12 protein-coding genes are annotated in these 14307 nt (G+C 67.0%); 4 read left to right on the top strand and 8 right to left on the bottom strand.

Features of this window, described 5'->3' with window-relative positions; all coding sequences use genetic code 11:
* Window positions 1-28 precede the first annotated feature (28 nt).
* Window positions 29-3472 carry a transcription-repair coupling factor gene (gene mfd / locus G5V65_RS07820; RefSeq protein ID WP_165048670.1) on the top strand — a complete coding sequence of 1148 codons (3444 nt, stop codon included), beginning with the start codon at window positions 29-31 and terminating at the stop codon, window positions 3470-3472.
* 143 nt (window positions 3473-3615) lie between these two features.
* On the opposite strand, the gene G5V65_RS07815 is transcribed toward mfd, so the two are convergent.
* From G5V65_RS07815 to G5V65_RS07805, 3 genes are all read right to left on the bottom strand, one after another.
* Entirely contained in the window at window positions 3616-4833 is a 1218-nt protein-coding gene (locus tag G5V65_RS07815; protein ID WP_165048667.1) for a multidrug effflux MFS transporter, read from the bottom strand.
* 191 nt (window positions 4834-5024) lie between these two features.
* On the bottom strand, window positions 5025-5660 hold the full coding sequence (locus G5V65_RS07810) for a DsbA family oxidoreductase (protein WP_165048665.1): 636 nt from the start codon (window positions 5658-5660) through the stop codon (window positions 5025-5027).
* Window positions 5657-7201 (bottom strand): class I adenylate-forming enzyme family protein, encoded by a 1545-nt coding sequence (locus G5V65_RS07805; RefSeq protein WP_165048663.1) that lies wholly within the window; start codon window positions 7199-7201, stop codon window positions 5657-5659. The genes G5V65_RS07810 and G5V65_RS07805 overlap by 4 nt, the downstream gene beginning before the upstream one ends.
* Window positions 7202-7264: 63 nt before the next feature.
* Between G5V65_RS07805 and G5V65_RS07800 the strand changes: the two genes are divergently transcribed.
* Window positions 7265-7888, top strand: a complete 624-nt coding sequence (locus G5V65_RS07800; protein WP_165048661.1) for a helix-turn-helix domain-containing protein — start codon at window positions 7265-7267, stop codon at window positions 7886-7888.
* Between the two features lie 139 nt (window positions 7889-8027).
* Here the strand turns inward: G5V65_RS07800 and G5V65_RS07795 are convergent, their stop codons facing one another.
* Both G5V65_RS07795 and G5V65_RS07790 read right to left on the bottom strand, forming a co-directional pair.
* Window positions 8028-8144 (bottom strand): entericidin EcnA/B family protein, encoded by a 117-nt coding sequence (locus G5V65_RS07795; protein WP_165048659.1) that lies wholly within the window; start codon window positions 8142-8144, stop codon window positions 8028-8030.
* Window positions 8145-8157: 13 nt separating this feature from the next.
* On the bottom strand, window positions 8158-9969 hold the full coding sequence (locus G5V65_RS07790) for an extracellular solute-binding protein (RefSeq protein WP_394352233.1): 1812 nt from the start codon (window positions 9967-9969) through the stop codon (window positions 8158-8160).
* A gap of 281 nt (window positions 9970-10250) precedes the next feature.
* On the opposite strand from G5V65_RS07790, the gene G5V65_RS07785 reads away from it, so the two are divergent.
* Together G5V65_RS07785 and G5V65_RS07780 are read left to right on the top strand one after the other, a co-directional pair.
* Window positions 10251-11024: a 3-hydroxybutyrate dehydrogenase gene (locus G5V65_RS07785; protein WP_165048657.1), complete on the top strand. Its 774-nt coding sequence runs from the start codon at window positions 10251-10253 to the stop codon at window positions 11022-11024.
* A gap of 64 nt (window positions 11025-11088) precedes the next feature.
* Window positions 11089-12105 (top strand): patatin-like phospholipase family protein, encoded by a 1017-nt coding sequence (locus G5V65_RS07780; RefSeq protein WP_165048655.1) that lies wholly within the window; start codon window positions 11089-11091, stop codon window positions 12103-12105.
* 1 nt (window position 12106) lies between these two features.
* Here G5V65_RS07780 and G5V65_RS07775 read toward each other — a convergent pair whose 3' ends face one another.
* From G5V65_RS07775 to G5V65_RS07765, 3 genes are all read right to left on the bottom strand, one after another.
* The gene (locus tag G5V65_RS07775; RefSeq protein WP_165048653.1) at window positions 12107-12784 is read right to left on the bottom strand and encodes a DUF502 domain-containing protein; all 678 of its coding nucleotides are present in this window, start codon (window positions 12782-12784) and stop codon (window positions 12107-12109) included.
* A gap of 61 nt (window positions 12785-12845) precedes the next feature.
* Entirely contained in the window at window positions 12846-13757 is a 912-nt protein-coding gene (locus G5V65_RS07770) for a pseudouridine-5'-phosphate glycosidase (protein ID WP_206526719.1), read from the bottom strand.
* A gap of 1 nt (window position 13758) precedes the next feature.
* Window positions 13759-14307, bottom strand: a 549-nt coding sequence (locus G5V65_RS07765; protein WP_206526718.1) for a DUF1349 domain-containing protein, incomplete at its 5' end; no start/stop codon positions are given.

Raw genomic sequence — 14307 nt, 5'->3', positions numbered from 1 at the left:
CCGCCCCCGCAGTTAAGTCACGCCCATCATGTCGACAGCATCCCGCATCCTCCTTGGTGGCGCGCCCGAAGGCCATGACGCCCGCCTCCTCGCCCGCGAGCTGGAGAAGGGTGCGCCCGTCATCCACATCGCCCGCGATGACAAGCGGGCCGAGGCGATGGCCGCGGCGCTGGCCGTCATGGCGCCGGGGGCCACCGTGCTGGACCTGCCCGCATGGGATTGCCTGCCCTATGACCGCGTCTCGCCCAACCCCAACCTCTCGGCCCGCCGCATGGCGACGCTGGCCGCGCTGGCCGAAGGGATGCGCGGCCCCTTCGTCCTGCTCACCACGCTGAACGCCGCCACCCAGCGCCTGCCTGCGCGCGAGGTGATCCGCGGCGCCTCCTTCTCGGCCCGCGTGGGGGACAGGGTCGATGAGGCGCGGCTCAAGGGCTTTCTCACCCGCATGGGCTTTTCCCCCTGTTCGACCGTGGCCGAACCGGGCGATTTCGCCATCCGGGGCGGGATCGTGGACCTCTGGCCACCGGGCAGCCGCACGCCGATCCGGCTCGATTTCTTTGGCGACGTGCTGGATGGCGCGCGCCGCTTCGATCCCGAAACCCAGCGCACGACCGAGAAACTCACCGCCATCGACCTGGCACCCATGTCCGAGGTGATCCTGGACGAGGCCGCGATCACCCGCTTCCGCCAGAATTACCGTCTGGAATTCGGAGCAGGCGGGTCGGATGACCCGCTCTACGAAGCCGTCAGCGCGGGCCGCAAGCATCAGGGGATGGAGCATTGGCTGCCCTTCTTCCACGACAGGCTGGAAACGCTGTTCGACTACCTTCCCGACGCCACCGTGATGCTGGACGACCAGATCACCCCCGCCCGCCTGGCCCGCTGGGAAGGGATCGAAGACCAGTATGACGCCCGGCGCGAGGCGATGACGGCCAAGGGGCGGCTGGACTCTGTCTACAAACCCTGCGCGCCGGGCCTCCTCTATCTCGACGATGCGGCGTGGGAGGCCGCCACCGCCCCCCATCGCCTGATCCAGCTTTCGCCCAATCCGCAATCCCCCGGCCCGGGCGTTCTGGATGCGGGCGGCCGCCTCGGGCGCAATTTCGCGCCAGAGCGTCAGCAGGAAAGCATAAGCCTTTTCGGGGCCTTGGCGGCGCATCTGAAGGAACAGCTTCAGGATCGCCAGGTCATCATCGCCTCCTGGTCCGATGGCGCGCGAGAAAGGCTTGAGGGGCTTCTGTCCGATCAGGGCGTCAGCGGCGCCAAGCGCATCAAGGACATACGCGAAGTGCCGGAAGGCAAAGGCGGATTGTTCCTCCTCGTCTGGGCGCTTGAGGCCGGGTTCACCGCCCCCGGCCTTGCCGTCATCTCCGAACAGGACGTGCTGGGCGACCGTCTGGTCGGCAAACCGCGCCGCCGCCGCAAGGCCGAGAACTTCCTGCGCGAGGTGGACAGCCTCTCCCCCGGCGATCTGGTCGTGCATGTCGAACATGGCGTCGGGCGCTATCTGGGGATCGAAACCATCACCGCGCTTGGCGCGCCGCACGCCTGTGTCGCGCTGGAATATGCCGAAGGGGCAAAGCTTTATCTGCCGGTCGAAAACATCGAACTCCTCTCCCGCTACGGGCATGAGGAAGGCTTGCTCGACCGTCTCGGCGGCGGGGCATGGCAGGCCAAGAAGGCCAAGCTCAAGGAACGCATCCGCGAAATCGCCGATCGGCTCATGCGCATCGCCGCCGAACGCGCCCTGCGCCATGCGCCGATACTGGAGGCCCCCCATTCCCTGTGGGAGGCTTTCGCCGCCCGCTTCCCCTGGCAGGAAACCGACGATCAGCTATCGGCCATCGCCGATGTCGTGGCCGATCTCGAATCCGGCCGCCCCATGGACCGCCTCATCGTCGGCGACGTGGGCTTCGGCAAGACCGAGGTAGCCATGCGCGCGGCCTTTGTCGCGGCCCTCGCCGGCATGCAGGTCGCCGTCATCTGCCCCACCACGCTGCTCGCCCGCCAGCATTACCGCAGCTTCGCCGAACGCTTCCGCGGCTTTCCGATCAGCGTCAAACCCCTCTCGCGCTTCGTCAGCGCCAAGGATGCCAAGGCCACCCGCGAAGGGCTGGCCAATGGCACGGTGGATATCTGCGTCGGCACCCATGCGCTGCTGGCCAAGGACATCCGCTTCAAGTCGCTCGGCCTTCTGGTGATCGACGAGGAACAGCATTTCGGCGTCGCCCACAAGGAACGGCTCAAGGAGATGCGGTCGGAAATCCACGTCCTGACCCTGACCGCCACCCCCATCCCGCGCACCCTGCAACTCTCGCTCACCGGCGTGCGCGATCTCTCCATCATCGCCACCCCCCCGGTCGACCGCCTCGCGATCCGCACCTATGTCAGCGAATTCGACCCCGTCACCCTGCGCGAGGCGCTTCTGCGCGAACGCTATCGCGGCGGGCAAAGCTTCATCGTCGTCCCCCGCATCTCCGACCTGCCCGAGATCGAGGATTTCCTGAAGACCCACGTCCCCGAGGCCACCTATATCATCGCCCATGGCCAACTCGCCGCAGGCGATCTCGACGAGCGGATGAACGAATTCTACGACGGCAAGTATGACGTGTTGCTCTCCACAACCATCGTGGAATCCGGTCTCGACATCCCCACCGCCAACACGATGATCATCCACCGCGCCGACATGTTCGGCCTCAGCCAGCTTTACCAGATCCGCGGCCGCGTGGGCCGCGCCAAGACGCGCGCCTATTGCTTCCTCACGACCAAGCCCCGCGCGCCCCTGACCCCCGCCGCCACCAAACGCCTGCGCCTTCTGGGCAGCCTCGATTCCTTGGGCGCGGGCTTCAACCTCGCCTCCCATGACCTTGACCTGCGCGGCGCGGGGAATTTGCTGGGCGAGGAACAGTCGGGCCATATCAAGGAAGTGGGATACGAGCTTTACCAGCAGATGCTGGAAGACACGATCGCCAAGCTGAAATCGGGCGAGCTCTCGGGCCTCGCCCCCCTTGATGATCATTGGGCGCCACAGATCAATCTCGGCGTGCCCGTCCTGATCCCCGAGGATTACATCCCCGATCTCGACATCCGCCTCGGCCTCTACCGCCGCCTCTCCTCGCTCACCACGAAAGTGGAACTCGAAGGCTTCGCCGCCGAACTGATCGACCGGTTCGGCGCGCTCCCGCGCGAGGTGAACACCCTGATGCTGGTCATGCGGATCAAGTCGATGTGCAAGCGCGCGGGCATCAGCCGGCTGGACGCAGGGCCGAAGGGCGCCACGGTGCAGTTCCACAACGACAAGTTCGCCAATCCGGCGGGGCTGGTGGATTTCATCAAGGCCGATCCCGCGGCGCGGGTGCAGGGCAACAGGATCGTGCTGTCCCGCGACTGGAAGACCGAGGGCGACCGCATCAAGGGCGCCTTCGCCATCGCCCGCGATCTGGCCGAAAAGGTGGTGCGCCCGAAAGGGTAGGGCGGGGTTCACCCCGCCATCCGCAACCGCCGCTGTAGGGCGGGGTTCACCCCGCCATGCGCAACCACCGCTGTAGGGCGGGGTTCACCCCGCCATCCGCAACCTTCACCGTAAAGCGCTGTTCACCCCGCCCGGCGCAACCGTTACCGCGGCATCACCCGCATCAACCCCCATCCCGCAGCCGCAAAGACCGCCACCCCCGCCATCAGCGGATAGGCCGTCCCGTCGAACATCAACCCGACCGGGGCCGCCAGAACCACCGAAACCACCGTCGCGATCGCCCCCATCACGCTGGCAGCCATCCCCGCGACATGCCCCACCGGCTCCAGCCCCAGCGCATTCAGGTTGCCGATGGTCAGCCCCGTCATGAAGAAGACCCCCGTCGTCCACAGAAGATGCGCCGGAAAGGCCAGGGCAGGCGGCCAGATCCCCCCCGCCTTGGCCGCCAGCATCAGGGCCGAGAACACCACCTGCGCGGCCAGCGTCGTGGAAATCATCCGCCGCATGCCCAGCCGCACCACCAGCCGCGCATTGATGAAACTGGCGCTGCCCGCCACCACCGCGATCAGCGCGAACCAGATGGGAAAGCGATCCCCCTCGCCATAGACCTGATCAAGGATCGGCTGCGTTGCCGAAAGCGTGGCGAAGAGGCAGGCAAAGACCAGCGTCTGCACCGCGATGGACAGGACGACCACCCGATGCGACAGCACCTCGACGAAGGCCGCCCGCAGGCTGGCCAGCTTCAAGGGCCGCCGGGCCGCGCGCGGCACCGTCTCGGGCTGGCGCAGGAAGAACCACAGCATCGACAGGGCCGAAAAGGCCACGAAGGCCAGAAAGATCCCCCGCCATCCCGCCACCCAGATGATCCCCTGCCCGATGAAGGGCGCAATCGCGGGCACCAGCGTGAAGATCATCATGGCGAAACTGACGACCCGCGCCATCTCGCGCCCCTTGTAAAGGTCGCGCACCAGCGCCAGCGACACGACCCGCGGCCCGGCCGATCCCAGCCCCTGCAACAGCCGCGCGATCAGCACCCCCTCCAGCGTGGGCGAAACATAGGCCACGACCGCCGCCAGACAGTAGAGCGCGGCCCCCGCCAGGATCACCGGCCGCCGCCCGAAGGCATCCGACAAGGGCCCGGCAAACAGCGTGCCGATCCCCATGCCCAGAACGAAGGAGGTCAGGATCAGCTGCGCCGCATTGGGCGCCTCGGGCGAAAGCTCTGCCGCGATCTGCGGCAGGGCGGGCAGCATTGCATCGATGGAAAAGGCGATGGTGGCGAAAAGCACCGCGATCAGGGCGATGAATTCGATCTGCCCCATGCGGGGGGCCGGGACGGGGGAAGGGGCTGGCTCTGACATGCGGCCAGCGCTACCACGCCCCCGTATCAGCCGCCAGCATCCGCCCCGCACAGAGGCCTGTGCGCAAAGGGGGGGCTACGAATTTCCTGCGAAAATTCCGCCCCCCGACCCGGCTTCCCCCTTTGCAAATCGCGCAGGGCCCCGCATCGGGGCCTGATTTTTCGCAGAAAAATCGTTGGCCCCGGGCCGGGTCAGGCCAGTTTCTCGGCCAGTTCGTCGATCACCTGCTGCCAGGTCTCCACCGGCTGCGCCCCCGCAATCACATAGCTTTGCGCGATCAGGAAGGTCGGCACCGCCGTTACCCCCTTGTCGCGGGCATCCCGGTCACGGGCGGAAATGTCGTCGGCATCCGCATCACTTGCCAGAAGCCGCGCTACCGCCGCGGCCTCCATCCCCACCTCGCCCGCCAGCCGCGCCAGCGTGGCCGCATCGCCGATATCCTCGCCCTCGCGCCAATGCGCCCGGAACAGCCGCGCCACCATCGGCGTCTGCCGCCCCTCGATCCCCGCCCAGTGGATCAGCCGATGCGCATCCAGCGTATTGGGCAGGCGCGTCACCTTTTCCATGGCGATCTCCGCCCCCGCGATCCGCGCCTGTTCGGCCACCTGCAGCATGGCCTGGATGGCCTTCTCCTTGCTGCCAAAGCGCGCCGCCAGATAGTCCACATGCCCCACACCCCCCTTCGGCAGCCCGGGATTGAGCTGGAAGGGATGCCACTGGATCGCAAAGGGATGATCCGGGCGGCTTTCCAGCGCGCGGTCCAGCAGGGTCTTGCCGATCAGGCACCAGGGGCAGACAGGATCGGAAAAGATGTCGAGACGGATCATGCTGTGCCCTCCCCGGGCAGGTCCGGGCGCGGCAGCAGGACGGCCAGCGCGCGCCGGTTCACCTTGTTGTTGGCGGATCGCGGCAGGGCGTCAAGCCTGTGATAGAGCCGCGGCTGCTTCCAGCGGGCCAGATGCGCCGCGGCATGGGCTTCCAGCGCCGCTTGCCCGATGGGCTCGGCGCTGACGAAGAAGCACCCGATGACGCGCACACCCGGCCTCACCTCCACCTCCGTCACGGCGCAATCCTGCACCCCGGGGAAGGCCAGCATTGCCGCCTCCACCTCCTGTGGTGAGACGCGGAACCCGCCCGCATTCATCAGGTCATCCTCCCGCCCGCGATAGATCACCGCCCCCTCGGGCGTCATCTCGGCCAGATCCCCCGTCACGAACCAATCCCCCCGATACCGCGCCGCCGTGCCTTCGGCATTGCTCAGATAGCCCAGCATCAACCCCGGATCGCCGCGATGCACCGCCAGCAGGCCCACCTCGCCCCTCGGCCGGGGCTGGCCATCCTCCCCCAGCACCGCCACCCGACGCCCGGCCTGCACCCATCCCGCCGTCCCCGCGGCCTGCGGCCGCGCCGGACTGCCCGAGATATAGGTCGACACTTCCGTCATCCCCAGCGCCTCATGCACCGCACAGCCCGTCGCCGCCTGCCAGGCCGCACGAAGATCGGGCGGCATCGCCTCGCCCGCGCTCAGCCCATGGCGCAGCCGGGGCAGGGCGGGCAGGCCCGCGCGCAGCATCTGCCGATAGATCCCCGGCGCCGCGGCAAAGACCGTGACATCGAAGCGCTTCATCAGCAGGGGCAGCGCCGCAGGCGCCACCCCTGCCGCCGGGATCAGCGCCACCGCCCCCAGCGTCCAGGGATCCATCAGCCCCGTGCCCAGCGTATAGGTCCAGTTGAAGGCCCCCGCATGCAGCACCCGGTCGCCTTCGCCGAACCCTTCCCAACCCTGATGCATCATCCCCCGCGCCCAGATCGCGCGATGCGCATGGCCCACCGCCTGCGCCCCCCCCGACGTGCCCGAGGTGAACACCGCATAGGCCAGCCGGTCGGGATCGCCCATCTCCCAGTCGCAGGGCGGCAGGGCCTCCCAGCCCAGCATCTCGGCCACGCCCAGCACCGGGCAGGGCAGCGGATCGGGCAGGGCCAGGCCCTCGGCCGCCACGATCAGCGCAGGCGCCACCAGCGCCGCCATGCGCGTGATCTCCGCCCCTGTCAGCGCCGCCGATGTGGGCACCGGCACCAGCCCCGCCGCGATGGCCCCCAGAAACAGGATCGGAAAGGCCACCTCATTGCCCAGCCGCATCAGCACCCGGTCCCCCGGCCGCAGACCGCGCGCCAGAAGCCCCGTCCCGCAGCCCCGCACCGCCGCCTCCAGCCGGGCATAGCTCCAGCGTTCCGCCCCCCGCGGGCTGATGATCTGCAGCGCCATCCGGTCGGGATGATGCTGCGCCGATCGCTCCAGCACATGACGGGCCAGGTTGAACGGCGTGGGGCAGGGCGGCCAGGGGCCTTGGTCGATCTCGGACAGCATCCTGCCTTTCTATCCCGCCACAGCGCCGTTGCAAGGCGGGCCGCCCTCGCGTAATGGCGATCCATGGCCGGATCCGATCCCAAGACCCTCATCCGCATCGCCCGCGAAAGCGGGCCGGATGCGCCTGTCGCCCCGCTGAACCTGGGCGAAAGGGTGCGCGACCTGCGCAAGGCGCGCGGCTGGACGCTGGAACAGGCGGCAAGCCAGGCCGGCCTCGCCCGCTCGACCCTGTCCAAGATCGAGAACGGCCAGATGTCGCCCACCTACGAGGCGCTCAAGAAACTGGCCGAAGGGTTGGCGATCTCGGTCCCGCAGCTTTTCACGCCGCCGTCAAAGGCCCAGGTCTCGGGCCGCATGGCGGTGACGAAACAGGGCGAAGGGCAGGGCCACGCGACCGCCACCTATGAACATGAACTCCTCGCGGGCCATCTCACGCGCAAGCAGATGCTGCCCTACCGCGCCCGCATCCGCGCCCGCGACGTGGGCGAATTCGACGGCTGGGTCCGCCATGACGGCGAGGAATTCCTCTATGTCCTGACCGGCGTCGTCCGGCTCTATACCGAATTCTACGAACCCGTCGACCTGCGCCGCGGCGACAGCGCCTATTACGATGCCTCGATGGGCCATAACGTGATCAGCCTGTCGGAAGAGGACGCGACGATCCTCTGGGTGACCTCGCTCGTCTGAAGGCGTTTCCTGACACAGGAAACGCGCCGAAATCTGACGCAGATTTCGCCCCCCGCCGTCGCACGGCCCGCAGGGCCGCGGAATTTGCGTCAAATTCCGCCGCGATTTCTGCGTCAGAAATCGCCAGCCGGGCGCAGCGTCAGAACATGTTCCCCACCGCCCGCGCCCCGGACGAGATGTCCTGCCCCGCGCCTTCGATCGTCGCACAACCCGCCAGTGCGGCCAGCACGGCCAGCAGAACCACAGCCTTCTTCATTGCTCGCTCCTCATCAGTCCTCATACCACCAGACCTCGGGCTGAAAGCCCGGCCAGTCGCCATAAAGCGGCAACCGTTCGGGATATTTCAACTCCTTCCGATGGGCGATCCGCGACACGTCCGAATACCAGATCGGCACCACATACCGCCCCGTCGTCAGCACCCGGTCCAGCGCCTGCACCGCGGCAATGAACTCGTCCGGGCCCTTGGCGGCAAGCATCGTTGCGATCATCGCCTCGGCGGCGGGCGAATTCATGCCCATCCAGTTGCGCGTGCCCGGCTCCGTCACCCCGGCCGCGCCCCAGTAAAGCGTCTGCTCATTCCCCGGCGACAGCGACAGCGACCGGATGTAATGCGTCATGTCGAAATCGTAATTCGTCGTCCGTTCCTTGTACTGCGCCGAATCCACCGTCACGACCCGCGCCGCGATCCCCAGCCGCTTCAGCCCCTCCACATAGATCGTGGCGGCATTGATGATGTCATCGGCCCCATTGGTGATCAGGATCTCAAAGGCGAAGGGCGTGCCCTCCGCATTCTTCAGAACGCCCTCCTCGACCGTCCATCCCGCCTCTTCCAGAAGGCCGCTCGCCCGCCGGATCGCCGCGCGGTTGGCCTCGGTCCCGTCGCCCACCGGCAGGGCATAGCCCTCCAGCGCGCCGGGCAGAAGCTCGGCCTTGAACGGCTCCAGCAACTCGGCCACCCGTCCCTCGGCCGGTGCCCCCGGCACCATCCCCAGCGGCGAGTTCGAGAAATAGGACTGGATCCGCGGCGGGATCCCGGCATTCAGCGTCCGGTTCACCAGTTCGAAGTTGAAGGCCGCAATCAGCGCCTCGCGCACCCGCCAATCGGCGAAAAGCGGACGGCGCGTGTTGAAGACAAAGCCCTCGATCCCCGAAGGCCGGCTGTGCGGGATCACCGATTTCACCACATCCCCCGCCGCCACGGCGGGGAAATCGTATTGCTGGTCCCATTTCACCGGGTTCGTCTCGCGCCAGCTGGTGATCTCGCCCGCCTTGAAGGCCTCGAACACCACCCCGCCATCGCCGAAATAGTCATAGCGGATCTCGTCCAGATTGTGCTGGCCCCGGTTGAACGGCAGCTCCGCCCCCCACCAGTCCGGGTTCTTCCGATAGGTGACGAACCGCCCCGGCTCGAATTCCGCCACCACATAGGGCCCCGATCCGATGGGCGCCTCCAGCGTGGAGCGGGTGAAATCCTTCCCCTCCCACTGCGCCTTCTTCAGGATCGGCCGCAGCCCCAGGATCAGCGGCAATTCCCGGTCAACCGTGTTGAAGGTGAACTTCACGCTGCGCGGCCCGGTCTGTTCCACGCCGCCGATCTTGCCCCATGCCGCGGCATAGCGCGGCTGCCCCTGCGTGCCCAGTATCTCGAAGGACCAGATCACATCCTCCACCGTCACCGGGCTCCCGTCCGAGAATCGCGCCCCCTCGCGCAGGGTGAATTCCACGAAGCTGCGCGCCTCGTCCGTCACCACCGATTCGGCCAGCAGGCCATAAAGCGTGAAGGGCTCGTCATAGGACCGGCCCAGCAATGTCTCCACCGTATGCGCCGACAATCCCGCCGGGGCGATGCCGTTGATGATGAAGGGATTGAGCGAATCGAACCCCCCGCTCTCGCCGAAAACGATTCGTCCGCCCTTCGGCGCATCCGGGTTGGCATAGGGCAAGGACACAAAATCCGGGGGAAGGGCAGGCTGGCCATACATAGCTATGCCATGCGTCTCTGCCCCCGACAGGGCCGGCATCCCCGCCAGCATCAGAGCCGCGGCGACCCCGCGAAGACCGCCAAGAATTCCTGAACACATTGCCCTAACTCTCCCCGGGTGGACGTTTTTCTTGAACCCGACCCTAAGCCTGCTTCCCGCCCTTTTCAAACTTTTAGCTTGGATACCGGCAACAGGGCGCGTATATAGAAGGCACTGCTCGATAGGTTTCTTGCCTGTATGAAACCTGCCTCAATAACTAGACGCCGGCCTCGCGCCGGCGTTTTTTTTGTGCATCACAGCCCCGCGACATGGTTCTGACAGGGGTGGAATTCGCCCCCGCAGCATGCATAGCTTTGCAGATGCAGCAAAGGGGGGCCATCATGGACCTGAAGGGCAAGACCGCCATCATCACCGGATCGAATTCCGGCATCGGGCTTGGCGTCGCGGAAGAACTGGCCAAGGCCGGGGCCGATATCGTGATCAACAGCTTTACCGACCGCCCCGAGGATCACGCCCTGGCCGCGCGCATCGCCGCCGATCACGGCGTCTCTGCCCGCTACATCGCCGCCGACATGTCCGATGCCACCGCCTGCCGCGCGCTGGTGGAACAGGCCGGGGGCTGCGACATCCTCGTGAACAATGCAGGCATCCAGCATGTCGCCCCGGTCGAGGAATTCCCGGTCGAGAAATGGAACCAGATCCTTGCGATCAACCTCTCCTCCGCCTTCCACACCACCGCCGCCGCCCTGCCGGGGATGCGCGCAAAAGGCTGGGGCCGCATCGTCAACATCGCCTCGGCCCATGGCCTGACGGCGAGCCCCTTCAAATCCGCCTATATCGCCGCCAAGCATGGCGTCGTGGGCCTGTCCAAGACCGTGGCGCTGGAAACGGCGGGGCAGGGGATCACCTGCAACGCCATCTGCCCCGGCTATGTCCTGACGCCGCTGGTCGAGGCGCAGATCCCCGACCAGATGAAGGTCCACAACATGGACCGCGAGACAGTCATCCGCGAGGTGATGCTCCTGCGCCAGCCCTCGCGCCAATTCGCCACCACCGAACAGATCGGCGGCACCGTCGTCTATCTCTGCTCGCCCTTCGCCGATCAGGTGACGGGCACCACGATCAGCGTGGATGGCGGCTGGACGGCGCTGTGACCCAACAATCTTCGAAGATTTTTGCAAATTTCTTCCAAGAAATTTGGCAGAAGGCAGCGCAGCCATGACCACCCGCCTCTCCCTCGCCCTGCAAGGGGGCGGCGCCCATGGCGCCTTCACCTGGGGCGTGCTGGATCGCCTGCTGGAAGAGGAGGCAATCGAGATTGCCGCCATCTCCGGCACTTCGGCGGGCGCGCTGAACGGGGCCGCGCTCAAGGCCGGGATGATTGCGGGCGGGCGGGCGGGGGCCAGGACCAGCCTCGCCGCGCTCTGGGCGCAGGTGGCCAATGTCGGCGACTTTCGCATGGCGCGCTGGATGCAGCCCTTCTGGACCGCCTCCCGCGCCATGTCCGACGTCGTCGAAACCGCCTTTCCCGTCTCGCCCCAGGGCATCGCCGCGCAGCTCTGGTCGCCCTATGGCTGGGGTCCGTTCTGGGAAAACCCACTGGAACCCGTGGTCCGCCGGCTCGATTTCAGCCAGGTCTGCCATTCCGAAGGCCCGCGCCTGTTCATCGGGGCCACCAATCTGCGCACCGGCCGCATCCGCATCTTTCAGGGCGACGAGATCACGCCCGAGGCGCTTCTCGCCTCGGCCTGCCTGCCTTCGGTCTTTCAGGCCGTCACCATCGGCGCGGATGCCTATTGGGATGGCGGCTATTCCGGCAATCCCGCGCTCTTCCCGCTGTACGAACCCGATCTGCCCGATGACATCGCCATCGTCTCGATCAATCCCTGGCTTCGGGACGAGGTGCCGAAAACCCCGCTCGATATCCAGAACCGCGTGAACGAGATCAGCTTCCACGCAGCCCTTCTGGGCGAACTCCGCGCGGTGAATTTCGTCAAGCGCCTGATCGCCGAAGGCCGCATGGAACGGGGCCGGATGAAGGACGTGCTCCTGCATCTGATCGCCGATGACGCGGTGATGACGGCACTTTCCGCCTCGACCAAGCTGTCGCCCGATCCCGCCCTGATCACCACCCTCTGCGCCGCCGGTCGCGCCGCCTGCGACGGCTTCCTGCAGCGCCACCGCGCCGATCTGGGCCGGCGCGCCAGCCTCGATCTGGCGGCGCTCTTCGGCTAGCTCACTTGGAAACCAGCGGCTCCTTCTGCGCCGGATAGACAAGCCCGCCTGACACCACCAGCTTCGCCGCCTCGTCCGGCTTCATGTCCAGATAGATGACATCCTCGCGCGGCACATAGATCAACACCCCCGATGTCAGCGGCGTCAGCGCCACGAAGACGGCGATCATGTCGCCCGGCAGCTTTGCCGCGATCTCGCCCTTGGGCGAGGATGCGACAAGCCCCACCGCCCAGGCCCCCGGGCGCGGAAATTCCACCAGACAGGTCCTGTCAAAGGTCTTTTCCTTCTGCGCGAAGACCGTCTCGGTGATCTGCTTCAACCCGCCATAGACGGATCGCACCACCGGCACCCGGTCCACCAGCAATTCCGCCTGTCCCATGAAGGCACGGCCCAGAAAGCCGCGCGCCATCCAGCCGATCAGCACGGTAAAGACCAGAAACACCGCCACGCCCACGCCGCGCAGCGGAAAGGCGACATCCGGCCCGAACAGGCGATGCACGATCTCTTCGGGCTGATAGGCCGCCGGGATCAGCGGCAGGATCCACCCGTCCAGCCACCCCACGACCGACCAGATCAGCCACAAGGTCAGCCCCGTCGGCAGCACGACGACAAGCCCGGTCAGGAAACTCGCCCGCAAGGCGCCCAGAACGGTCCGCTTCGGCGGCTGGATGTCGGTCATGCTGATCTGTCCCCTCTCCCCGCCAATCTAGAAACCGCCGCAGCCCCTTACAAGCGGCGGCTCATCCCTGCCGCGCCAAGGCCCCGGCAATCGCCGCGCCAAGACGGGCATTGTTCAGAACAAGGGCGATATTGGCCGCAAGCGACCGCCCCCCGGTCAGTTCGAAGATGCGCTGCAGCAGGAAGGGCGTCACCGCCTTGGCGGCAATCCCCTGCGCCGCCGCCTCGGCCAGGGCCTGCTCCACCACCGGCATGATCTCTGCCCGCGCGATCTCCGCCTCAGGCGGGATCGGATTGGCCACCAGCTGTCCCCCGGGCAGCCCCAGCGCCGCCCGCATCCGCGCCGCCGCCGCGATCTGATCAGCGCTGTCCATCCGCAAGGGCGCCTTCAACCCGCTGTCGCGCGACCAGAAGGCAGGGAAGGCCTCCTGCCCATAGGCGATCACCGGCACCCCCGCCGTTTCCAGCCATTCCAGCGTCTTGGGCAGGTCCAGAATGGCCTTCGCCCCGGCAGCCACCACCGTCACCGCCGTCTGCGCCAGTTCCGGCAGATCGGCGCTGATGTCGAAACTCGTCTCCGCCCCGCGATGCACGCCGCCGATCCCGCCCGTGGCAAAGACCGAAATCCCCGCCAGCCGCGCGCAGATCATCGTGGCCGCCACCGTCGTGGCCCCGGTCCCGCCCGTGGCGACACAGGCGGCAAGGTCAGCCCGGCTCAGCTTCGCCACACCCTTGGCCTGACCCAGCACCTCAAGCTCCGCCCCGGTCAGCCCCACATGGATGCGCCCCCCCATCACCGCCATCGTCGCGGGCACCGCGCCATGGGCGCGCACCTCGGCCTCGACCGCCCGCGCCGTTTCCACATTCTGCGGCCAGGGCATGCCATGGGTGATGATCGTCGATTCCAGCGCCACCACCGGCGCCCCCTCGCGCAGCGCCGCCGCCACTTCGGGCGCGAAAGTCAGGCAGTCCATCTCACTCTCCATTATGCAGATCGCGCGCGATGGGCGGGCCGCAGCGGTAATCGCTGAACCGCACCCGAAAGCGCGCCCGTTCCGGCGAACAGGCCATGATCCCCACCTTCGCGGGCATCCCCCCCGGCAGATAGCCCAGCCGTGCAAGCCACCAGCCGCCGCCGCGCCGGGCCACATCCACCCGCACGGCATCGCCATGGCGGCTCAGCCGCAGCCGGACCGATGCCGGATCAGCGGGCAGGGGCATCGTCGCCCAGTCCGACCGCAGGTTCGTCACCACCGTCGAAAAGACCGGCTGGCCGTCATTCACCTCGACCCCGCACTTGATCCAGTGCTGGTCCGACAGCAGCATCATCAGCCCCGCCTGATCGTAAAGCGCCCGGTATTTCCCCGCGATGGTCACCTCGGCGGTGAAATCGCCCTGCACCGTTTCCCACAGGAAATGCCCGCTATGGCGGACAAAGCCGTAGAATCCCACATTCTCCAAGTAAGTCGCTGATTTCGCTGTCGTAATCGTGATATTTCGCATATAAATCATGGCGTTGACGGC

The organism is Paragemmobacter kunshanensis (assembly GCF_011059185.1).
Taxonomy (GTDB): Bacteria; Pseudomonadota; Alphaproteobacteria; order Rhodobacterales; family Rhodobacteraceae; genus Paragemmobacter; species Paragemmobacter kunshanensis.
This window is presented reverse-complemented; position numbering and strand designations above follow the sequence as displayed.